The 24,355-nt window shown below is 44.7% G+C and carries 14 protein-coding genes; 9 read left to right on the top strand and 5 right to left on the bottom strand.

Annotated elements, in window-relative coordinates; all coding sequences use genetic code 11:
* The first annotated feature begins 769 nt into the window (after window positions 1-769).
* The 8 genes from EO95_RS17795 (at window position 770) to EO95_RS00040 (ending at window position 13,298) form a co-directional block, all read left to right on the top strand.
* On the top strand, window positions 770-913 hold the full coding sequence (locus EO95_RS17795; RefSeq protein ID WP_156161171.1) for a hypothetical protein: 144 nt from the start codon (window positions 770-772) through the stop codon (window positions 911-913).
* A 1,209-nt stretch (window positions 914-2,122) separates the two neighbouring features.
* Entirely contained in the window at window positions 2,123-3,019 is an 897-nt protein-coding gene (locus EO95_RS00070) for a right-handed parallel beta-helix repeat-containing protein (RefSeq protein ID WP_048131223.1), read from the top strand.
* A gap of 639 nt (window positions 3,020-3,658) precedes the next feature.
* Complete coding sequence (locus tag EO95_RS00065) at window positions 3,659-4,126, top strand: DUF2124 family protein (RefSeq protein WP_048131222.1); 468 nt, start codon at window positions 3,659-3,661, stop codon at window positions 4,124-4,126.
* 609 nt (window positions 4,127-4,735) lie between these two features.
* Window positions 4,736-5,893, top strand: coding sequence for an LL-diaminopimelate aminotransferase (locus EO95_RS00060; protein WP_048131221.1), 1,158 nt, complete (start codon window positions 4,736-4,738; stop codon window positions 5,891-5,893).
* A gap of 239 nt (window positions 5,894-6,132) precedes the next feature.
* Window positions 6,133-6,906, top strand: coding sequence for a UPF0280 family protein (locus EO95_RS00055; protein ID WP_048131220.1), 774 nt, complete (start codon window positions 6,133-6,135; stop codon window positions 6,904-6,906).
* A gap of 317 nt (window positions 6,907-7,223) precedes the next feature.
* Window positions 7,224-10,793: a PAS domain S-box protein gene (locus EO95_RS17940; RefSeq protein WP_048131219.1), complete on the top strand. Its 3,570-nt coding sequence runs from the start codon at window positions 7,224-7,226 to the stop codon at window positions 10,791-10,793.
* 306 nt (window positions 10,794-11,099) lie between these two features.
* Window positions 11,100-12,923 (top strand): aldehyde ferredoxin oxidoreductase family protein, encoded by a 1,824-nt coding sequence (locus tag EO95_RS00045; RefSeq protein ID WP_048131218.1) that lies wholly within the window; start codon window positions 11,100-11,102, stop codon window positions 12,921-12,923.
* Between the two features lie 90 nt (window positions 12,924-13,013).
* On the top strand, window positions 13,014-13,298 hold the full coding sequence (locus tag EO95_RS00040) for a ubiquitin-like small modifier protein 1 (RefSeq protein WP_048131217.1): 285 nt from the start codon (window positions 13,014-13,016) through the stop codon (window positions 13,296-13,298).
* Window positions 13,299-14,231: 933 nt separating this feature from the next.
* Here EO95_RS00040 and EO95_RS16605 read toward each other — a convergent pair.
* Window positions 14,232-19,559 (bottom strand): NosD domain-containing protein, encoded by a 5,328-nt coding sequence (locus tag EO95_RS16605; protein ID WP_162197331.1) that lies wholly within the window; start codon window positions 19,557-19,559, stop codon window positions 14,232-14,234.
* 563 nt (window positions 19,560-20,122) lie between these two features.
* Between EO95_RS16605 and EO95_RS00030 the strand changes: the two genes are divergently transcribed.
* A complete protein-coding gene (locus EO95_RS00030; protein WP_048131216.1) occupies window positions 20,123-20,704 on the top strand; it encodes a cysteine hydrolase family protein in 582 nt (193 codons plus the stop codon).
* Window positions 20,705-21,081: 377 nt separating this feature from the next.
* Here EO95_RS00030 and EO95_RS00025 read toward each other — a convergent pair whose 3' ends face one another.
* From EO95_RS00025 to corA, 4 genes are all read right to left on the bottom strand, one after another.
* Window positions 21,082-22,008: a mechanosensitive ion channel family protein gene (locus EO95_RS00025; RefSeq protein WP_235282778.1), complete on the bottom strand. Its 927-nt coding sequence runs from the start codon at window positions 22,006-22,008 to the stop codon at window positions 21,082-21,084.
* Complete coding sequence (locus EO95_RS00020; protein WP_048131214.1) at window positions 21,996-22,739, bottom strand: DUF432 domain-containing protein; 744 nt, start codon at window positions 22,737-22,739, stop codon at window positions 21,996-21,998. Before EO95_RS00020 ends, EO95_RS00025 begins: the two co-directional genes overlap by 13 nt.
* A gap of 487 nt (window positions 22,740-23,226) precedes the next feature.
* Complete coding sequence (locus EO95_RS00010; protein ID WP_048131212.1) at window positions 23,227-23,439, bottom strand: hypothetical protein; 213 nt, start codon at window positions 23,437-23,439, stop codon at window positions 23,227-23,229.
* A 155-nt stretch (window positions 23,440-23,594) separates the two neighbouring features.
* Window positions 23,595-24,355: magnesium/cobalt transporter CorA (corA, locus tag EO95_RS00005; protein ID WP_048131211.1), on the bottom strand; the 761-nt coding region annotated here is incomplete at its 5' end.

Below are 24,355 nucleotides of genomic sequence, written 5' to 3'. Positions count from 1 at the left end.
ATCTACACCTCTCTATTCGTCGGCAGCGTCAGATGTGTATAAGAGACAGACCAATGACTGTGTGATCTACTGCGGCGAGACTAACTATACAGTCCGCTTCGAAGGCGAACTGGCTGAACTGGAAGACTTTGTAAAGAAAGTCCCCTCAACAACCTCCGGTGATTTCGGAAAGCCCTTCTACCAGACCTTCAAGGCAGCAAACTTTGATTTCTTCAAAGTTGACGCAGGCATGTTCGCTCCTGCCAGGGTAACCGTAAACGACCTCAAGAGCACAAAGACCATTTCAAGCGGCGGGCTCTATCCCGAAATCCTGCTCGAATCCTTCGGAATCAGGAACGTTTGAAAGGGCATTTGCTCTTTTTTACTTTTTTACTTTTTTACTTTTTCTCTGTTTTTTCTGCTTTTTTCTATTTTTGTACTTAATCTCTGATTTTTCTGCTTTTTTTCTATTTTTGTACTTTATCTCTGATTTTTCTGCGTTTTTTCTATTTTTGTACTTTATCTCTGATTTTTCGGCTATTTCTTTGATTTTGTTCGTTCTTGATGAGCTGGAGAGGGCTAATTCGAAGAGTTATAGCTTTTCTGTGCGTCCCGTTTTCCATTATTATAGAGTCGTGAACCGTCCCCATCTGTCGGGCTGATGCCCTCCGAGTAAGGGTACTTCAAGCTGTGCCTCCGCGCTCCCAGAGTTAGATGTAAGCATTTACATTCAAAACCATGTTCCCAAAGACAGAGAGATGCAGTGCCGGATCACAAATGTACTATATAAATGAGAAATATGGAGGAGAATCAAAATGGAGAGTATCATGGCAACCGGTCATGGATAATTGAAGAAATAAAACAGAAGAATAAAACAGTTTTATGGTATGGAAAGGTCTCTGGCAGAAAGAAAGGTCATAAAGGGCGCATGTAATGTTCTCATTGAGATATTTTCTAAGACTGGAGCTATAATTAATTAAAAATGGAATCACTTGATTTGAAAGTAATAACAAGATTCATAAAGTGGCAGTGAGGAGATATATAAAGGGGTCTGGATAAAAATCAAATTAATTGTAACATTAACAAAGTAATGAAAAAAGCCACATACTAAATTTGCAACTGCATAAGTCCCGCAGTAATATTATTGATTTACTCCAGATAAGACTTTTATTATTCACTGGTTATTTAAATAATTGAAGCCATTAAATGTTAAAAATGGATCTGAATTTTGACAATCCTGGAAGATAATTAAAGTCTCGGAATTATAATACAAAAAGTAACATTTCGTAACATGCATACATAGTAAAGTGGCAATACAGTAGATAATTCGTTCCAAACTCAACTTATTTATATCTGTATCGAAGAATAAATGTAAATAAAATTATTAAGGATGATACTCGATGGATGGAAAAGGGAAACTATGCGTGTACTGAACTTCGCACTGATCTAAGAAAAACAGGCATAGAATACTTGATGATTTCTAATTAACATAACTTTAATCCTTTTAATTCACACAATAATTCCCTTCAAAATCCTGCTTATTCGGGGTCTCAAAAGCCTGAAACACCCCCACTAAACCACAAATGTGTGGCCAACTGTTTTAATTTATTTACCAAAGTACCAAAAATCTTTTATAACACGGTCACATAAGCCCAGAATGTCAACTCAGGAATTCAATAATAGGTGAATGAAACCTGTTTCAGAGGAGTTGACCCGGCTAAAGGTCGTGATTAATTAAAACAGGAGATATTGATCAGAAGGAGTAATGTCCCATGGTCAATAGCAAATTTTGATTGGTAGAAGCCAGAACTTCTTATGTCCTGCCACCTCCAGTGACCAGTCCCTAGAAAAGTGATTGGAGAGTGGAAACTCTGTGTGCAAAGTGTCCGGCCCACATAAATCGCAGAGAACCGAATTGGATAGGTTCAAAAATATTGCGCAGACGTAATATAAAATTTTGAATAATGCATAGATCCGACCTGATCAGATGTTTGGCATAGAGCCGACCTGATTGGATAGTTCGGAAAAAAAAGTATTACGAGTACGTAATATGGAATTTTGAAAAATATTTGGGAAAAGTAAAGAATTACCCTATAACATTTTGATTTACTTAATCCCCAGAATCCAACCCAAAGGTGATACGATGCTAAATAGACAACTAGGAACCCTATTCCTGGTAACATGCCTTATTTTAACAACCGTACCTGCTGCACTAGGCGGCCAGAATACGCAAACCGTAACTGTTGCCGGAGACGGAAGCGGAGATTACAACTGTGATGGAGTAGACGATCACGTCCAGATTAACCAGGCTCTTGAATATGCAGCAAATAATCCTGGCACAACCGTCCAGCTTAAAGGCCCATTCACATATGACATAGGCGATTCTCTTCTGATAGGCAGCGACACAACCCTTGAAGGAGATTCCGATGTAACAATTAAGCTCGCCAAAGGACTACCGGTCTGGGGTGGGCGTGAGAGCAGTATTGCAGAAAAGAAAGCTATGCTTATGATCAGAGGCAGTTCTGCAAGCAATGTTACAATAGGAAACTTAACTGTTGATGGTAGTCAGAGTGACTATTATCCTGACGTCAGGCTTGGAACTTCCTGTTATAACATGGCAACCATAGTAAATTGTAATGGATTAACAATCCAGAACGTTACATTCCAGAACGGATGTAATGATGCCATGCTTATTTCAAAGTCCAGCAACATAATGATAGACACGGTAACCGTGAACAAATGCGGACATGACGGTGTATATGCCTATCATGTAAATGGCATTACAGTTAAGAACTCTAACTTTATTAACCGAACTAATTCGTCCGTTCGTTTCGATTCCGTTACCGACGGAGTCATGCAAAACAATGAATGTACTACATCCGGTGGCGGATATGCAGGCTTAGAATTACAGGGAACTCTTGTAAACATAGAAGCCTCTGGAAACTATTTCCATGACCTGGCTGCTCCTGCAATAGTACATTTGAATACAAAAGAAACAAATGTAAACATCCATGATAATAGAATTGAAAATTGTGGATAAGGTACTTTATTAATTGGGAAACTCTCAGTTCATTAACTGAGAGCCAATTCGCTTTATTTTTTTGGAACATATATTCAGATTAAAACTCCATCATTCAGATTAAATATCATCTAATGACCAATCTCTAAAAAGTGATTGGAAGGTGGAAACTCTGTGTTCAACGTGTCCGCCCCGCATCAATTTCTCTTATCGTGCTGTTTTCGCGCTGTTTTTTGTTACATCTGAAAAATACTTTTGCTTCTTATCGTGAAATTAGCTAGCATGAGCATAGCTGGCATGAGCATAGCTAGCATGAGCATAGCTATCAGGAGCAGCATAAAACTCTAAAATCTAGCTCCTATAATAGCTTCTCAGGCTCTGGTTGTTTTCGGATACCTTTGCTTTATCGGGAAATTTTTGAATCTTTTTGGCTGCCATATTTTTGTTGTAATTTTTATTACGTTCGGTAATAATATGCCACCGGATATATATGGAACTTGAGCTGCTTTTGGTTCTCAACTCAACTTATTTAAGGAGATGTTCCCAATCATATTGTAGAAATAGATAAAAATTACAAAAAAATATTGCCGCAAAGAAAGTGTTCAAAAAACAGGATTTTAATGAAACGTCAATAAGGAGAAGATTTAGGAGAAGATTTTCATGCCGATAATAAACACATCTCAAGGAGTAGGAGGAATCCTGAATAGTTTCAGGGGCCTTGTCGAAGGAGCAGAAAAGATTACTTTTGTTGGAACTCCGGGCTTCTGCACCCCTTTTGCCGAGCTTCTGGGTTTTGTGGTCAGGGACAGGAAACTTGCTTTTATTCCCACCCTTGACTTTGAAAAAGCCAGGTCAATCTCCATGACTCCTGAGGGGATGCAACTTGGCGAACCCATAGACGCCCATGCTGATGTGGTTGTCCTGCTCGGCGGGCTTGCGATGCCAAAGATCGGCACCGGGCCTGAAAAAGCTAAAGAAATCGCAAAAAAGGTTCTCGAAGGCTCGGCTAAAGGAAAAATTATCGGAGTCTGTTTCCAGTCGATGTTTCTGCAGCAGAAATGGGATGAGGTTATCAACTTTGATTATATCATTAATGCCGATCTGGCTGTTGAAGTGCTTCAAACCTGAAACTGCATGAAATACAATAATTATACTGCTTAAAGCAGTTTACTTACTGCTTAAAAGCGGTTTTTAACAAATAATTTTTTTCCATTCTTTATTATCGAAGCCAGATCTTATCGAAGCCAAATATTGCTGATTTTCAGGTGATCCCTTATTTTTCAGGTGATCCCTTATTTTTCAGGTGATCCCTTATTTTTCAGGTGATCTTTAGGAAGAGAAGGGCAGGAAAAGGGTTTAATTCAATTTTCAGAGAATTGATAGAGTTTTTCTTTTTCTGAGTTTCTGTCTATCATAATCTATCAATATCTATCAAAATCTATCAAATTGATAGAAAATGGCAGGAATCGAAAAATAGAAAAGAAAAAATCCAGGTCATCTAGCCCATAAAGGAACCTGAGCTTTGGGCTTCAGGCAAGCTAAGATTTAAACCAACATATGAATTAATTATACTTCTGATCCCGTCTATAATAAGCATCACAAGGGGACTATATTCATCAGGCTAATATTCATCAGATTATTTGTCAACCTCCTCATTATCCCATACCTTTTAATAGCCCCACTGCCGTAATTATGCAGAATTACATACTGTAAATTCATATTCAGGTGACTTTTTCAATGTATTCCGACCGCATAAATGCATTACCGCCATACCTTTTTGCAGCGATTGATGAAGCTAAGGACGAAATGATTGCAAAGGGAGTGGACGTGATCGACCTCGGGGTAGGAGACCCTGATTTACCGACCCACCCCCACATTGTGGAAGCTTTGCGCGAAGCTGTCCTTGACCCGAATACGCACCAGTATCCTTCTTATGCAGGAATGCCCCAGTTCAGGAAGGCGGCAGCTGAATGGTGTGAGAAATATAAGGGTATTAAGCTCGACCCTGCAACTGAAGTCCTTTCCCTGATAGGGTCAAAGGAAGCGGTTGCACATATCCCGCTAGCCTTTGTCAATCCGGGCGATGTCGTGCTCTATACCGAGCCAGGGTACCCTGTCTACAAGATCGGGACTCTTTTTGCGGGTGGGGAGCCGTATCCACTGCCGCTGAAGGCTGAGAACAACTTCCTGCCTGACCTGGACTCGATTCCTGCAGATGTCCTGAAAAAGGCTAAGCTCTTCTTCTTCAACTACCCGAACAATCCCACCTCGGCAACCGCGGACATGGCATTCTTTGAAAAGGTTGTTGAGTTCTGCAAGAAAAACGATATCATTGCAGTGCACGACAACGCCTACTGCCAGATGACCTACGATGGGTACGAGGCTCCCTCCTTCCTTGCAGCAAAAGGCGCAATGGACATCGGTATGGAGCTTTACTCCCACTCCAAGACCTACAACATGACCGGCTGGAGGCTCGGGTTTGCAGTAGGAAACAAAGCTCTCATAAAGGGGCTCGGGAAAGTTAAGTCCAACGTGGACTCAGGCGTCTTTGATGCAATCCAGATCGCAGGCATTGCAGCGCTTTCCTCTTCCCAGACCTGCGTTGACGATGCCAACCTGGTCTATGAAGAAAGACGCAACGCCCTTATTGAAGGGCTCAAAGCCATGGGCCTTGAAGTAAACCCACCAAAAGCCACCTTCTACGTCTGGGCTCCTGTCCCGAAAGGCTTTACCTCAATCGGGTTTGCAAAGATCCTCCTCGAAGAGGCCGGAATCGTCGCAACCCCCGGAGTCGGCTTCGGAGATGCCGGTGAAGGCTACATCAGGTTTGCCCTCACCAAGCCCGTTGATAGGATAAAAGAAGCTGTAGAAAGGATGAAAAAACTGCAGTTCTGATCCGAAAAATTCCTGAAACCGGGCTCAGAGTCAGAGTCGAATTCAGAGTCGGATTCAGAGTCGGATTCAGAGTAAATCAAAAAAGGTCAAAAAAGGCGGCATACCTTAAAAAGCCGCCTAAAATCTTTTTTTAAATCAAATTCCTTAAGTCTGCCAGCTTTTCGGTTTAGGGTTACATTTCCGGAAGCCTGGCCAGAAAAGCATTTCTTTTTTAAGCAATAAATCCTAAGTGGACCAGCATGCCAGATCCCATAAAAGAACCAACCAAAGAATCGGTCACAGAACCTGCCAGCCATCCGATCAAAGAACACTTCCGGCTCAAGGAAACCATAGTAACGATCGCAGCCGACGACCAGGCCCATATCGAAGCTGCAAAAACAGCTATCGAGGTCCACAGGGCAGCCCTTGAAACTTACATTCTTTCCGACCCTTATTTTCAGATAACTCTCGAACCCTACGCCTGCCCGAAAAACGCCCCTGAAGTAGTCCGGAGGATGGTAAAGGCAGGAAACACTATGGGAATAGGGCCAATGAGTGCGGTTGCGGGCACAATTTCTGCCCTTGCCGTGGAAGCAATGGTAAAAGCCGGAGCAAAATACGCTATTGTCGATAACGGTGGGGACATTGCACTTATCAATGACCGGCCAGTTGTGGTCGGGATCTATGCAGGGCAATCTCCGATTAAAAACCTGGGATTAATTTTCGAGCCCCGGGACTCGATCACAGGTATCTGTACCTCGGCAGGGACAGTGGGGCCTTCAATCAGCTTCGGGATGGCGGATGCAGCGGCAATTTTCTCGGATGACGTTTCTCTAGCGGATGCAGCGGCAACGGCATTGGGAAACGAAGTCGGGATAGGAAAGGAATCTATTGAAGCTGCATTTAAAGCCGTAAAAGACGTGCCAGGAATAAAAGGTGCACTCGTAATTCAGGGAGAGTACATCGGAATGTGGGGAAAAGTGCCGAAAATTACGCGAGCCGATGTAAGGCATGAGTATATCACCAAGGCGTGAATATTCACCTGAAGCCTTTTAGAAACGTTTTTATGTCTACAGGATTTCTTTTTATGGGCTTTGTAGCAAAAATAGCCGTTTGGCTTGAATTTTGCAACAATCCCAGGGTAAAAACATTGATATATTATTAATTTTTATTTATTGAGAACTATTAAAATTGCCAGGCAGATCGAATCTATTTTTTAATATATCAAGGGGTATATTCTGCTTAATTTACCAGGGTTTCAGAAAAGTTTCCTCATCTCAAAAATGACAATTACTAAATGCAATTGAATATTATCTTTCATGATTATATGTCATAGTAGGGAAGATACAGAATGAATCAAAAATTGAGGCGGTCTGGTATTGATTTCATTGGGGATGTGCCCTGGGGAACGCACTTTTGCCAATTCTACCAGACAAAAGAAGATTTGACTGATATACTTGTTCCCTATTTTAAAGCAGGACTGGAAAATAATGAATTTTGTATGTGGATCACATCATCTCCTTTAGATGCAGAAGAGGCAAAAGAAGCCCTTAGAAGGACTATTCCTGATTTTGATGTTTATCTGGAGAAAGAGCAAATCGAAATTATTCCCTGCACTTACTGGCATGTAAAAGAAGCTGTTTTCAATTCAGAGAGAATCTTAAATGGCTGGGTTGAAAAACTCAATCAGGCTCTGGAAAGTGGCTATGAAGGACTGAGGCTAGCAGAGAACACTTCCTGGCTGGAAAAAGAGGATCTGAGTGATTTTGTTGAGTATGAGAAAAAAGTAGATGCTATTATTAGCAGCTGCCATCTGATAGCTCTATGCACCTATTCTCTCGATGTGCACGACTTAACTGAAGCCATAGGTATTGTCGCAAATCATCAATTCACTTTGGTTAAAAAGAAAGGAAAATGGGAGAAGATAGAAAGTTCCAACCGACAAAATATCACCGAGCACAAACGAGCTGAAGAGGCGCTGCGCCAGAGTGAGCAGAGCGTCGGGCTGAAGTTGGAGAGCATCCTCTCGCCTGCTCGGGAGATAGCTAACCTGGCGCTTGTTGATATTGTTGATGCCCAGGCGATCCAGTCCCTCATGGATGATTTCTATAAGCTTACCCACATTCCCGTTGGCCTGATTGATCTCAAAGGTAATATTCTGGTAGGCGCTGGATGGCAGGATATCTGCACCAAATTCCACAGGGTTCACCCCGAAGCCTGCAAGCACTGCGTGGAAAGCGACACAAAGCTATCTGCAGGCGTTCTCCCGGGAAAGTTTAAATTGTACAGGTGCAAGAACAACATGTGGGACATAGCAACCCCAATCATTGTGGGTGGCCAGCACGTCGGCAATATCTTTTTAGGACAGTTCTTTTTTGAAGGCGAGCCTCTGGACTATGAGCTTTTCCAATCCCAGGCTAGAAAATACGGCTTCAATGAGGATGAATACATAGCAGCGCTTGAAAAAGTTCCACGGTTAAGCAGGGAGGCTGTGAATACAATCATGGTCTTCTTCATGAAGCTTGCCAACATGCTTTCACAGCTAGGCTACAGCAATATCAAGCTGTCCCAGTCGCTGGTGGAACGCGATACACTGGTGGAAGCGCTGCGGGAGAGCGAGAAACGTGAGCGAGCTCGCTCGGATGAACTTGCAGTATTGTTGGATGCAGTGCCTGCCGCCGTGTGGGTAGCGCACGATCCCCAGGCGCTTAAGGTAACTGGTAATCGACTCTCCCATGAATGGATCCGAATTCCGGAGGGTACAAACTCATCCAAATCAGCTCCTGAAGGAGAGAAACCCGAGACGTTTAGAGTGTTCAAGGACGGAGTGGAGATCCCACCTGTAGATATGCCGGTACAGATGTCGGCCGCAGGTATAGAGATAAACGACTACGAATTCGATCTTATCTATCCTGAAGGCGTGGTGCGACACTTATTGGGCAACGCTAGACCCTTGCGTGACGAGAAGGGTAACCCTCGTGGATCCGTTTCTGCATTCATAGACATAACCGAGCGCAAAAAAGCAGAAGAAGCTCTAAAAAAAGCACATGAAAATCTGGAAGAAAAAGTTAAAGAACGAACAACCCAGCTTGAGAAAGCTTACAGCTTGTTGAAAGAAAGTGAAAGAGGTCTTGCTGAAGCTCAAAGAATGGCCCATATTGGAAACTGGGAGTGGGATATTGTAAATGATAAAGCATACTGGTCTGAGGAAATGTATCGTATTTTTGAACGCGATCCTCAAGAATCGGTACCACCTTACAATGAACATTTAAGTTATGTGCACCCCGAAGATCGAGACTATGTGGATAATGCCATTAAAAAAGTTTTAAAGGGAGAGTCATACAGCATTGATAACCGGATTATCACAGCCAATGGAGAAGAACGCGCAGTCCATGCGCAGAGCGAAGTCATTTTTGATGAGAAGAATATCCCTATTCGAGTGAAGGGAATAGTTCAGGACATTACCGAGCGGAAAAGAGCAGAAGAGAAAATTCAGACACTGGCGAATGCTGTGGAATCATCGAACGATGCTATTGTAACTGAGTCTCTGGAGGGCATTATTCTTAGCTGGAATAAGGGTGCTGAGCATGTTTATGGTTATTCAGCTGAAGACATTCTGGGAAAAGACATATCAATACTTGAACCAGATAATACCAAAGGGGAAATTAAGCAGTTTTCTGAAAAGATTAAACAGGGAGAAAAGATCCAGCACTACGAAACTTCAAGGTTAAAAAGGGATGGCACAACAATAAATGTTTCAGTAACTCTTTCTCCTGTTTTTAACACATACAAAAAGCTTGTAGCTATCTCAGGTATTTCCAGAGATATAACTGAAATCAAAAGAGAAAAAGAAGATATTCGGAAAAGTGAGGAACGGTACAGGCTTATCACAGAGCAGACAGGCCAGCTCATATACGACTTTTATTTCAAAGAAGACAAAATCAGCTGGGCAGGTGCTATTGAAGAAATTACGGGATATAGCCCCGAAGAATTCCAAAATTTTGATTTTTCGATGTGGGTTGAACGCATTCATCCCAAAGAAAGGGAACGTGTAGAAAAAACAATCGCAGAAGCCAGGAAAAAGGGGAAAAAGTTCCAGGAAGAATACAGTTTTAGAAGGAAAAATGGCTACTATATTTATGTTAGCGTTGTTGGAACTTACCTTCTAGATGAAAAGGGGCAATCCTACAGGGTTGTAGGAGTAGTAAAAGATATTACGGAGAGAAAAGAGGCAGAAAAAGCCCTGGCAAATATCGAGATTGCCCGTAAGAAGGAAATTCATCACAGGATTAAGAATAACCTGCAGGTTATTTCTTCACTCCTGGATCTTCAGGCTGAAAATTTTAGCAACAGGAAATGTATCAAAGACTCCGATGTTCTCAATGCTTTCAGGGAAAGCCAGAACAGAATAATGTCTATTGCCCTGATTCATGAAGAGCTACACGAAGGCAGAGTAGCCGGTAAACTGAACTTTTCATCATACCTGGAGAAGCTTATTGAAAACCTTTTCAAGACTTACAGACTTGGAAATGTCGATCTCAACTTAAGCATGGATCTGGAGGAGAATATTTTCTTTGATATGGATACTGCCGTTCCTTTAGGGCTAATTGTCAATGAGATCGTTTCAAACTCTCTCAAGTACGCGTTTCCAGACAGAGATAAAGGAGAAATTCAAATAAAACTATTCAAAGAAAAAGCCGGAAATGAGCTGAGTAATGGTGAAGAAGAACTTGCTGGAAAAGGTACCGGATATACTCTGATTGTTTCAGATGACGGAGTTGGCATTCCCGATAAAATTGATTTAGAAAATTCAGATACGCTCGGTCTGCAGCTCGTAAACATTCTGGTAGATCAGTTAGATGGTGAAATCAAGCTAAAAAGGGATATCGGTACCGAATTCAATATAAGAATTAATGTATAACTGGTTTATATTCATATATACTCACTTCTTCTAACAATTATGGTGAGATCTGGAAATTAATGAACAGAAGGTATTTTGCAATAATTTTTGCAATAACGTTTTTTATATAATTACTTTTATTAAGGAAATTCTGCATAATTTAATATAAATTCGAATTCATATCACATTAAAATTAGCGGTCTGACATTTATCCGGCAGGTTCTCATTTGAATTTTGTTCTGGAGCTGGAGAGTAAGGGGATATTACCGGAAACTGGAAGATGGACTTGTTTGGAAATTGAAAATATACCCATGGAGGAGATTATCTATGCCTGGGGGCTATACTGGAAAGATCCTGGAAGTTGACCTTGACAGCGGCGAGCTTAAAGACTTACCGCTTAACGAAGAAATGGCAAAGATGTACCTCGGAGGCAAGGGGCTTGGCCTGAAACTCGTATACGATGAGTTCAGATCGGACATGCAACCCTTTGACCCTGACAACCTGCTTATTTTTGCAACCGGGCCTGCTACCGGGCAAAAGTTTCCCACAAGCGGGCGCTACCATATCGTCTGCAGCAAGTCCCCCCAGACCGGGACCGTGGGCAGCGGGAATTCCGGAGGAAAATGGGGGGCCTTCCTGAAATTTGCAGGGTATGACGCTGTAATCGTGCGGGGGATCTCAAAGGAGCCGGTCTACCTGAGCATCGTGGATGGAAAAGCCGAGCTTGTGCCGGCTCCGGAACTCTGGGGGATGACGGTCCACGCGGTTACGGACGAACTGACGGAAAGGAGCGAAAACCCGAAAAAGACCTCGGTTGCATGCATCGGGCCTGCGGGAGAAAACCTGGTCCCCTTTTCCGGCATCATGAACGACAAGTACCGAACTGCAGGGAGGACGGGGCTTGGGGCTGTGATGGGGAGCAAGAAGTTAAAGGCGGTCGTGGTTTCCGGGAGCCAGCGGGTTGAACCTGCAAACCGGGAACTTATGGAAGATAGAGCCATAGAGTCCATGAAGCGCATCAGGGAAAACCCGATTACAGGCCCGAAGGGAGGACTTCACACCTACGGAACCGCGGTTCTTGTGAATATCCTCAACGAAAGCGGGGCCTACCCGACCCGGAACTTCCAGGAAGCCTACTTCCCGGATGCCGACGAGCAGAGCGGGGAGACCCTTGTCAAAAAATATCTGACAGGCCGCGGAGGCTGCTGGGGCTGTCCGATTGTCTGTGGACGGAAGTCCGATGTGCCCGATGGGCCCTACAGTGTCCGGGATACCGAAGGCCCGGAGTACGAGACCATCTTTGCCTTTGGTTCCGACTGCGGGATAACGGAACTCGACGCCCTGATAAAGGCCAACCACCTCTGCGACGAACTGGGGCTTGACACTATCTCCATGGGAGGCACTATCGCCTGTGCCATGGAACTCGTGGAGAAAGGGAAAATCCCACCGGAAAAACTTCACGGTATGAACCTGCGCTTCGGAGACCCCGGTTCAATGATCGAAGCCATCTGGAGGACCGCCTACCGAGCAGGGATCGGAGCTGACCTTGCCCTGGGTTCGAGAGCCCTCGCGGAAAAATATGGGGCCCCGGAATGCTCAATTGCTGTCAAGGGCATGGAACTGCCCGCCTACGACCCCCGCCCAATCCAGGGGATAGGCCTGAACTACGCAACCGCAAACCGCGGCGGTGACCACGTCTACGGCTACACGATCTCCCCTGAAGTCCTGGGCCTGCCAGAAAAGCTCGACCCCTACTCAGTCGAGGACAAGCCCAGGTGGACAATTCTCCTCCAGGACCTGACCTCAGCTATCAACTCTTCCGTAGTCTGCCTCTTTACCTCGTTTGCCCTGGGTCTGCCCGAGTATTCGGGGATGCTGGCAGCGGTTACTGGCTTTGACCTTGACGCAGACAAGCTCCTGAAACTCGGGGAGAGGATCACAAACCTCGAGAGGCTGATGAACAACATGTACGGGCTCGACCGGAATGAAGACGTCCTCCCAAAGCGCCTTACCGAAGAGCCAATCCCGGCCGGTCCCGCCAAAGGCCAGATTTCCCATGTCCCGGAAATGATCGACGAATACTACAGGCTCAGGGGCTGGATTGACGGGAAGCCCACGGAAGGGAAGTTGAAGGAACTCGGGATCATCTGAAGGATCAACCGAGGGGCCTGAGAACACCCTTCTCACTTTTTCCATTATTTCATTTCATATCCATTCATTTCTTTTTCCGGAGAGATAGGCTTGAAAGTACACATAAAGTTCCTTGCGACTATCCGTGAAATCACCGGAGAGCCCGAAATCGAGCTTGAGATCCACTCAGGGGACACCGTGGAAGCGGTCATGAGTACTCTGGAACACCGGTACGGGATAGAATTAAAAGAAGCTACGACAGGCACTACTGCTGGTGGGATCCCGAAAATCAGGATCCTGGTAAACGGGAGAGACATGGAGTTTCTTTCAGGGCTTGAAACCGAACTGAAAGCCGGGGATGTTATGGTCCTTATCCCTCCGGTTGCCGGAGGGTGAAAAACGGAATATTGAGAAATTGTTCTCCCCTCACTGAGGGCTGAAGCCAGCTCTCCAGCCATGCAAGAAAAATCGCAGGTGAATTCATGCTGGTATTAAAAGAAACTGAAAACAGCAATGTCTCCTGGCCCGATAAATAATTCTCTTGACCTCGGAGACCGTTTTCAACCCACAGGTAAATATCGGACGCCTCCGCCAGCTTGTCTGGCGGCCCTGCAAAAAAAGAAGAAAGAGGAAAGAAAAAAGAGATAAAAAGAGAGTCGAAAAAGAGCATTTTTCAGAGAAAATTTAATTCTGCTCCGTTTGGTATACTTACAGAGTTTTCGGTTTCTTTCCCTTGTTGATTTTTTGTTGATTTTTTGTAAGTCTCTTATAGGCTTTCCCGGTCATTTCTACCTGAGAGTTTCTTACAGCGTTCTCAGTAGTTTTTCACTTTCATGCTCTTTTTACCTCTTCTTTTTTGTCTGAAAGCCGCTCTCCTGCGTCGAGCGTGACAAAAACGACATAATGCGGCTGGTGACGTTGTGTAGGTTAGAGACATTCATGAATTGGTCCTCTTGAGCGAAGCGAAAAGGACAGCGCACTGCAGAGCCGCAACTCTGCCGGGACAAAAACGACTCAATATAGCGAATAAGGTTGTATGGGTCAAAGAAATCGTAATTTAGCCTTCCTGAGTGAAGTTCACTGCTAAAATCCATAAATTAGTCCTCTTGAGCGAAACGAAGTGAAGCGAAAAGGACCGCGGGCTGTTGCGATTACATAGCAACCCCCAGAAAATCTCCGATTTCCTGTGATCCCGAAGCTCAACTCGGGTGGCCCAACTCGGGCGGGACGACATTTATCGAAAAAAATCAAAAAAGAAAGTGGAAGGGAAAATGATTTCCCTTCACTATATCAACAGTTCAGGTTTTTTGTCTTCCTTTTTTATCCTCCTTACTTCTTTTTCAACAGGAACAGTACGGAAAGAATTCCCGAAACTGCAAAGACAAGCCCAAAGCCCGGACTTTTCTTTTCTTCTGAGGTCGTTTCCGGAACTTCGTTACCCGTTATTTTCTGTGCCTCATCTCCGGAGCCTGGAGTTTCTGCCGGCGTTATCGTAACGGCACCTTTCTTTTCCCCTGTAATCGAGTAGTAGGAAAAGCCAGGGGTTTCTGCTCTGAAGTAGAAGAATTCGGCGTCTTCCCCGGTTTTTTCGGTTGAAAGCTGGACCCAGGCATTTTCATGGAAGCGGTTCAGAACGAGGGTTGCTTCATCGATCATATTTTCTTCCATCCAGCTGCGAGGGACCTTAAAGTCAATCACGGCACTCTCAAACGTCCCGGATTCCCCAAAGAACTGGCTTCCGATCACTATGTTCATGTACTGGTAAACCGCGCCTTCCGGACCTTCCAGAATCGTTTTTGGCAGGCCGTTTAAGATCTCCACTTTCCCGGTCACTGTCCCGGCATTTGTCTCTGAAACAAAACTGATGCCCGTAACACTGCATCCGGGGTCACTGAATGTAAACTCCGCCTGCTGGCCTGCGAGTACCTGCTGCCTGGAAACATCCACTCCCTGAACATTGACAGAAGGCACTCCCGAGACGCCACTGAAAATGGCTGACCGGCTCCCGCTACTCCCCCTGTGTTCCTCTTCTTCTACTTCTTCTCCGCCATCGGCAACTTCGGGAGGGTTGTAGAGGGGGAGGCTGTCAAACTGGCTTCCGGATCCCGGAATCTCGTAAGGGAGGTCACAGAACCCATCCCCGTCTGCGTCAGGAGTGGTTTCGGAAAAACCAGTTCCCTTCGGGTTTGCCCAGCAGTTGCCTCCGATATACGGATCCCCGAGAACATTAGGCCCTTCGGTCCTGCTGGCGTTCCAGATGTTTCCGGAACATTCCCCCATCAACTCGACGTTCAGAAAGTCGCTTGAGAAGAAATTGTTGTAGATGCTGTTATTGCAAGAATCATAAAGGGTGAGCCCTTCATCGTTATTACTCACACGGTTTCCGACCAGACTTGAATTCGTCGTATTGTAAAGATAAATGCCGTATATGTTATGCTCAAGCACCTGGTCTCTGACTGTTATGTTCTCGCAATCAACAAGATACACTGTCCCTGCATTGGAAGAAGCATCGAGCACCCTGTCGGATTCCCCTACAAGGTAGTAAATGGGCTTGCCGTCCACAAGGTTGCTGGTATCGATGTCCCCGATTACATCTGCTATAAAAGGCAAAGCTCCGAAGTTGTACTTGTTACCTGAAATTAGATTATTTCTCAGGACGCTGAAATCGGAAGCAAGAATGAGCCCTAACTCGTTTTCTGAGATGCTGTTGTTGTTCAGTTTGTTGTTTTCCCCGACAACAGAAAAGATTCCACACATATTATTCTCAACAGTGTTGTTTGAACAGTTGCTGTCGCTGTTGAACATGCCCAGAATCCCAAAATAACTGCCAGAAAGGACATTCCCGCTTAAACTGCAGCCAGATACCCCTTCCAGATAAATCCCTGCCTTGCTGTCCTCCGAAGCTCCGGACACGGTAAACCCGCTGATCGTCACGGAATCGGCAATCACGCTGAAAACGTGTTCATCAGGAGTAGCCGCACGGACAATGGTATCTTCAGGATTTCCTGAGGAGGAAATGATACTGACCGATTTGTTCACCTTTACGTTTTCCATATAAGTGCCCGGGCTTACAAGAAGCGTATCCCCTTCCCACGCAGCATCTACAGCCGCCTGGATTGAGGAAAAAGCCCCGGCTCCGGAACCCACAGTGAGGGTCAGCGGGATACCCGGTTCCCTGCAGATGGGCAGGTAATCCTGACTTCCGGTCATGGAGTTGATAACGTAAGGAGTATCTCCGATCCCATTTCCGTCAGCGTCAGAGCCCGCATAATCGCTCCAGTAGTTTCCTGAAGTGGTATTCCAGATATTATGGCCCGTATCCCCAACGTTCTTTGTGTTGTTGAAATAATTGCCGTAGAGGGTGTTATTTGCGGCTACAGTAAGCCAGATCCCGAATTCCGAGTTATTTGAAACCGTGTTGGAAGACAGGACATTATCCGAAGTGAAAGCTTCCCCGGTCCAGCCCTGAAGAACAATGCCGCGGAAGTTGTCCAGAGCTCTGTTCCCTGAAAGGGTATTGTGCTGGCTTATGGTCAGGTCAAATCCGCTTTCACTGTTCGAATTTGCAGTGTTTGCTGTCAGGGTGTTGTAGTCCGAACCCAACAGACAAAGCCCTAGAGTATTGTTATAAGCACTGTTTTCCAGGAAAGTGTTGCCATTGGAGTAGTCTGCCTGAATTCCTGCATAACTCCCTGAGGCATTGTTTCCGCTTATGTTGTTACGTCCGGACTCGGAAAGATAGATGCCGCATGCCGAATTTCCGGCCAGGGCGTTGTTTGCCAGGGTGTTTCCTGAAGAGGACGTCAGGTAAACTCCCCGCGAATTGTCTGAAAATTCATTGCCCTCTACCGTATTGTTCCCGGAGTCCTCGAGGTACACTCCATACCGGTTGCCGGAGAACGTATTGTTTTCAATTGCTGCTCTTTCCGTTCTGGAAAGGTAGACCCCAAACCGTCCGTCCCGGAACACCAGGTCCCGGACTGTTACGTTCTGGCAGTTAAGCAAACAAACAGAACCTGCATCAGACTCTGCATCCAGGACATAATCGGAGACTCCGGAGAGGATGTACAGGGGCTTTCCATCAAGCAGGTTGCTTGACTCCACCTCAGGCACATTTTGCGAAGCACAGTTTCCTTCAATTCCAAAGTTGTAAGTGTTCCCTTCCATTCTATTGCCGGAGAGGGATTTCCATTCCGAATTTTCAATGTAAAGCCCGTAGTAATTTGAACTTGCGCTGTTGTCAGTGAAATTTAAGCCGGTGGAACCACTGATGTAGAACCCGTAATTGTTTTTTGGCGAGCTAAGGTTCTCAAAGTGAGAATCCACCGTATTGTATAGGTAAAGCCCATAGTAATTTCCGGAGAGGTTCAGGTCCCTGACCGTCACGTTCTGGCAGTCAATACAATAAATAGTCCCTGCATCCGAACCTGAATCCAGAACAAGGTCGCTTTCGTTTACAAGATAATAGATTGGCTTGCCGTCAACTGTGTTGCTTTCGTCAATGTCGTTTGTAGTCGAAGCACCCGGAATTGCAAAATTGTAAGAGTTGTTTTCCATACTATTGTTTCTCAGGCTATTTCCTTCCGACCTATACAGATAGATTCCGATTTCATTGGATTCGGCCCTGTTCCCGTTCAGGGTACAGTTCCCTGAACCGATAACATAAATTCCACAGCAATTGTCCGAAAGTAAGTTTCCGCTTATGTTGCAGTCCCTGGCCTCATAGAGCCAGATGCCGGCGGTAGCGTAGGAGGAAGAAGAATAATATTCAGACCCTCCGCAGATGGAAAAACCTGAAATATTAACTGCATTTGCCGTTACATAAAACACGGAATCTTTCGGGTTTGCAGCCTTTACTTCCGTATACTCAGGTCCGGACTCGGAAATGATTGTAACAGCCCTGTCAACATCCACGTTTTCCGTGTAAGTGCCGTTTCTGACAATGATTGTGGCGCCGGGGGAAGCAGCGTTAACTGCAGCCTGGATGGAAGTGAAGTCTGCAGGCCCGTCATCGTCCACATAGATCAGGGAAGCGTCAGTCGCACTGATCCATTCCGTTTTTTCAATAGTGCAATCTCCGTATTCGTTTTCCACTCGGAGTGTGACATTGTACTTCCCGGCTCCCGAATAGGTATGAGCCGGAAAACGGGCTGTGGAAATGTTTCCGTCCCCGAAGTCCCAGTACCAGGCCGTGGGGGAGAGCGTACTTGCATCAATAAATTCTACCATGAGGGGAACCGGGCCCGAGGTAACATTGGCCGTGAAGGCAGCTTCTGCCGCTTCGCTCCGGTTTGTGAAGGCTTTAATGCAAACGTTCATGTTTTCCACAGCAAGAGCAGTGTCCACCCAGTTTTCCCCGTCCGGGCTGAAGAAACTCTCCCCGGGATTTGCCCTGGCTTTGCTGCTGTATCCTTCCTGTGGGTATTCAACTGCCACAGGGAAGGAATACCCGGGGGTAGTAAATTTTACAACTACTGAAAAGTCCTGCCCCGGCTCAAGCGGGACTCCGGAGTCCAGGGAAACAGTATGGTAGCCTGCAAAGGTAATTGTCCCGTTAGCAGAACTTTCTGCTCCTGCAGGGTTTATGGGACCGGAAACCGGATCGGTGTAGACGTAGATTTCGTACCCTGTGCCGGTGGCAGGGGTATAGAAACTCACAGCTTCAAGGGTTTCGGCTTCTTCGGCTGTAAAGACGTTGGCTGCCCAGGCTGTGTTGCTTCCTGAGGACCCGATACTTTCAACCCATCCCAGGGGGTCGTACTGGTACATATGGGAATAGGAACTGAGGTCTTCGGCAGTATGGACAACATTCTCGTCTCCTATAATGGTATCGTAATACGAAACATAGAAGAACCCTTCATCTCCCCATTTGGTACCCCAGGAATTTTTGACAATGAACGCCCCATCTCCCGGAGCTGCAGGAGTGAATTTGTTTCGGTCAAAAGAATCGTCCCAGCCTACTATACCTACCATATGGTTTGCACAATTCGAGCCTGCATAATAATGACTGCAGTTGGCAGCGTCATAAGCATCGGAAGAAAAGTAAATTACAGTGTCAACTGCTCCATAATTCGTCAGTGCCCATTTGATCAGGTCATTATCTTCGGGACCGCTTCTTGCCGGGAGGGAAATCACTTCCTGTATACGTTTTAAGGAAGGAAGGTCTGTCGGAGAGATCCTGGAGTGAGGGTCGTAGGGGTCATCGGTCTCACTTACCGGGCCGCTCCAGCGGGCAAAGTAAGCCGTAGTCATAAGAGCGTTTCCGCCGTCATCAAAAGTGCGGTCAAAACCTTCAGGATACTCCTCCGAAAGCAGGTTTTTTATGTTGTTCTCGGAAAAGTCCATGTTTTTTCCTTCTGTTCCGAGAATGTAAGATTCAAGGGATGCATAAGCCCCAAATGTCCAGCAGCTTCCTGCATCTTTCTGGTCCCGGACAGGACTCACACGCCCAAGGGCCCGGAGGTCGTAAGAAGCGGGATAATTACTCAAACCCTCCGGACTTTCAACAGTTTTCAGGTGTGAGAGGTCTACTGGGGCGGGAGTATAGCCTGTAGCTAAATTTTCTTCTTCTTCTTCAGAAACCTCACCTGAGGTCAGGAGTATTCTATTCTCGGTTAGCTCCTCATTTTCAATGTACTCCTCAAAATCGGGATTCAAAGGAGCGAGGGAAAAAAGTCCTGAAGAATCATTTTTAGATGAAATTGATTCATAATTTTCAAATGTTGTGGATTTATTATTTTCAAAATTTGAAAGCGTATTATTTTCAAATGTTAAATGTAAATTAGATTCATCTGTTACATATCCATTTTCTATCGAAGTCAGGTTTTCTGAAATTGCTGATGCTTGCCATGGAAAGAGGCACATTGCAGCAAGCAAAAGTAATATAATGAGTTTTTTTAGCATTTTATCCCTTTATACGTTTTATTTTGTTTTTTAATTATTTTAAAGATATAACACAGATTCAGCTTCATACTCGGCTTAAACGCAAAATAATCAGTATCTTTTAACAAAATACATTAAAAATATTTATCTACAAAAATCACTAAACTATTAAATATTTTATAATTATTATGTGTATTAAGTGTTTTTATATTTTCAAGTTAGTCAAGGAAAAGTTGCTTCAAAGAAAAGGCTTAAGGGGTAAACTTATCGCAAATAACGCAAATAGAAGATCAAAGACGAGATGGATTGAAGGATAACGCTGAGAAAAGGGTGAAAGCTTGAAAGCACTGGTTATCATAGACATGACAAACGATTTCGTGTTTGAGAAATACGAACATGAAGGCAGGGAATACAAAGGCAGCCTCGTGGCCCCCCTGGGCAGAACAATCGTTGACCCAATAGTGGAACTTGTGAAAAAAGTCCTCCGCAGGGGAAATACTGCTGTACTCAGGCTTCCGAAAGACCACTACAACGCTTTCACAAACCCTAGACTCGAACTGGAGCTCGCGGAGCTGGGCATTGACGAGGTATTCATAACAGGCCTGGTTGATGAGGTCTGCATCTACCACAATGCTCTTGTCTTTCTTGAGAGGGGCTTTCGGACAAACGTCGTAAAGGGCTGTACGGTCCCCTTTAATGAGGAAAAAGGAAATGAAGCCCTTGGGGAACTCAACGCCTGCGGGGCAAAAATGGTAAACACTGTCCCTGAGGACATAGAGGTTATCCTGCTCCTTGAAGACGAACATGACGAAAACTCGGAAGAAATAAAATCCGGCACCTGGCCGCCTCACAATATGAAAGGGACACCCGGAGCCCTTACAGTTAAACCAATCAGGGATGCGCTTGAGGTCAGAAATTAAAAATGAAGATGAAATTCTTCAAATAACAGGCACAAAGAAATGAAAGTACTTTTCAAATCACAGTATTTTCATGCCAAAGGAAAGGAGGCACAGGGGAGAAAAGGGAAAAAAATGAATAAAAGGGAAAAAAAATGAATAAAAGGGAAAAAATGAATAAAATGGATGAAAAATGAATAAAAGGGGAAAATAGGGGAGAAAAGGGGAGAAAAGGGAAGAAAAGGGAAGAAAAGGGAAGAAAAGGGAAGAAAAGGGAAGAAAAGGGAAGAAAAGGGAAGAAAAGGGAAGAAAAGGGAAGAAAAGGGGATCAGGAAATCTGTACCTTAAAAAGCTGCTTCTCTTTTCCTTTTGCCACTCAGCTTAATCACCGGTTCAGTTTTTCAGTTTAATACCCTTTCTTCAAAGTTCAACACGCATTCGTTTTCTTCAAACGTATTTTCTTTTAGCTCTTCAATCACCTGCGGCGGTTTTTCCGAATTTGTTTTAATATGAAGCACCCGCTGCGGGAAGGGAATTTCTATGCCGTTTTCTTCAAGAGTTTTTTTGATATTCCACAGGAGCCTCGTTTTCAGCCCGAACCATTCGTTCACAGGAGCCCAGATCCTGGCAGTAATGTTTACCGAGCTTTCTCCAAGCTCATTTACAAAAACTGAAGGAGCGGGGCTCATGAGGGCGAAAGGTTCCTTGTCTATAAGGTCCTTGATCAGCCATATTGCAGTGCTGGCATCGTCGCTATAGCGGATTCTGATTGTGTATTCAAACCTTCTGACCGGATGCCCCACAATATTTGTGATGTTTGTGGTAAAGACCTGCTGATTGGGCAGGCGGACGAGGAGCCCGTCATAGGTGCGGATAAGGGTTGAGATTATGCGGATATCGGTAACATAGCCAGCTATCCCATTGATTTCTACCTGGTCCCCTATTTTTATGGGCCTTTCAAACATAAGGAAACATCCTGCGACCAGATTTCCAACAATGTTCTGGCTCGCAAAACCGATGACTATACCCGCGACTCCTCCTGCAAGCAGGAACCCTGAGGGGTCAAACCCTATTAAGGGAAGTGTCGATATGAAAACGACAATAAGAGAGCTATAATAAAGAAGTTTGAGGACAGGTTCGCCCACATCCTTACTAACCCGGTCTTTAAGAGACCTCCGCAGGTAAATTGTGAGCACTCTGGAGAGGAGGACCGAAAAAGAAAGAATGAGAACAAACTTTAGTAGGTCTGCAAAGGTAACCATGCCTTCTGAGGTTTCATACAGCTCAAAATCAAAAAAATTAATATCCGGGAGGATCAAAAGCCCCACCCCATATAAAATTTAAGAGGCACAAAACCAAGCTTCCGGAGGCCGTAAACACCAAAAGCCTCTTTCCTGATTTTTTGGTCTTTCACAAGATAACCTTTCATCTCTCCGTTAATAGGCTGCATTTCGAAACCAGTTTCAGCCGTGTTCCTATTGAGGATGTCCATACGAGCTTTCATAAAAACATCCCCGTCATAGTACAGTTTCATCCCGTATGCACTGAAAACAGCTTTTGAGATTGAAGCCCAATCAGAGGAGGTATTTCTAAGAGTAAGCTCCATAACTCCTTCCTGCAGGGGATTAAGGGAAGGAGAAAACGAGTATAACCTGCTTTTCCAGTGCTTGCAGACAACTCCATTCGAAACCTCTCCGTAAAGGGTAAATTTCTGCCTCACCAGGCTGAGCACATCCAGGACCTGGGGATTCTTATTTCCGTTTTCCGAGATAAAAACGCCTATTTCAACCGGAAAAGTCAAAAAAATCCGTTTTTTCTCCCCACCTGCAAGGAGCAGGGTTTTTTCAAACTCTATCAGCAGATTTGGAGTAATTTCTTTCGGAGTATTCAGGGGTTCAACTGGATTTATGATAATGCGCTTTCTATCTCCAAGGATGAGCTTTTCCACTTCATCTTTTCCAAGCGTCCTCTTGTATACCCATCCATCTCCTGTTTTTTCTACGGATATAGAAATTCCTTCCTGTTCTACTGAAAATGGGGGATCGTAGTAGCCGTACATAGTATTCCAGCAATTAACATATTTTAGTCAATTTCTAAATTTCTTAATATTACATTCAAACTATTATAAAAAAATTACTTCGAATAAATTTTATAGGATTGTAGAAAAAGATGGTCCCTGATTAATTGGTTAATCCATTCCGGAACCCTGGAGGGAAGCTTTCAGTTCTCTCCCCCTGCGCCGCCTGGAGCCAGGACCGGCCTGCCAACCAGGATTAAAAACAAAAGGTGAAACGATACTGCTATTAAGAGAAACTTATCTGTGGAAAAAATATCCCCTGGGCTGAGAAATACTTTCCTTGACCCCGGAGTTCGGTTTTGAATCCCTGCATTATAGGATATCTCCGCCAGCTTGTCTGACGGCCCTTCCCAAAAAAGAGGGAAATAAAAAAGAGATTTGACAAAAAGTGTTTTTCAAGTAGAATTTGCTTTGTTTTGCTTTCTTCTGCCTTTTTTTCGGTCACTTGGACTTGTTTGGTTCTCATTTCTTACTTACAAGCTTCCTCAGTAGCTCTTACTTTTTCGGCTTTTCTTTCTTTCTTTCTTTCTTTCTTTCTTTTTTTCTTTATTCCCTTATTACTTTGAAAGACCGCTCTCCTGCGTCGAGAGTGGAAAAAAAGATATGGCACGGTGAATAAGGTTGTAGGGTCAAAGAAATCGTAATTCAGTCCGCTTGAACGAAGCTCATTATTAACGTCCATAAGTTAGTCCTCTTGAGCGAAGCGAAAAGGACCTCGTGCTGTTGCACTTACAGTGCAACTCCCCGAAAATCTCCGATATTCTGTGATCCCGAAGCGAAACTCGGGCGAGGCGCAATTCGGGCGGCGCAACTATGGGAATTTGGGGAATAGGGTTTTTAGACCCATCTTCTCTTCTTAAAATAAAGAAACATGCTTATTCCCAATAACGTCATGCTCAGCATGACTGCAGGGTAACCCCAGCGCCACCGGAGTTCGGGCATATAGTCAAAATTCATGCCATAGACTCCTGCGACAAAGGTAAGGGGGATGAAAATCGTGGCGATGATTGTCAGGACTTTCATAATATCATTCATCCTGTTGCTCAAGCTGGAGAGGTAGACATCTACCATTGAAGAGAGGATATCCCGGAATGTCTCTATGGAGTCTATGACCTGAATGGTATGGTCATAAATGTCCCTCAGGTAAATCTGCGTAGTCTCCGTGATAAGCTCGGACTCCACTTTCTGTAGGCCGCTAATCAGTTCCCTGAGGGGCCATACCGATTTACGCAGAAGGATCATATCTCTTTTGTATTTCTGGATTATTTTCAGGGTACCTGGCGCCGGGTTCCTGACGAGTTCATCTTCAAGATCCTCTATCTTTTCCCCAAAGTGCTCGAGGATCAGAAAATAATTGTCGATTACAGCGTCAATAAGGCCGTAGGCAAGGTAGTCCACCCCGTTCTTTCGCAGGCGTGAAGCCGGATTTTTGAGCCTTTCCCGGAGAGGATCAAAAACGTCCCCCTCCCTTTCCTGAAAAGACAGGATGTATCTGGGACCGATGATGATGCTCACCTGGTCAATAACAATTTCTTCCGTTTTTGTATCAAGGAGCATCATTTTTAATACAGTGTAGATGCTGTCTCTTATACACATCT

The organism is Methanosarcina sp. 1.H.T.1A.1 (assembly GCF_000979295.1).
Classification (GTDB): Archaea; Halobacteriota; Methanosarcinia; order Methanosarcinales; family Methanosarcinaceae; genus Methanosarcina.
This window is presented reverse-complemented; position numbering and strand designations above follow the sequence as displayed.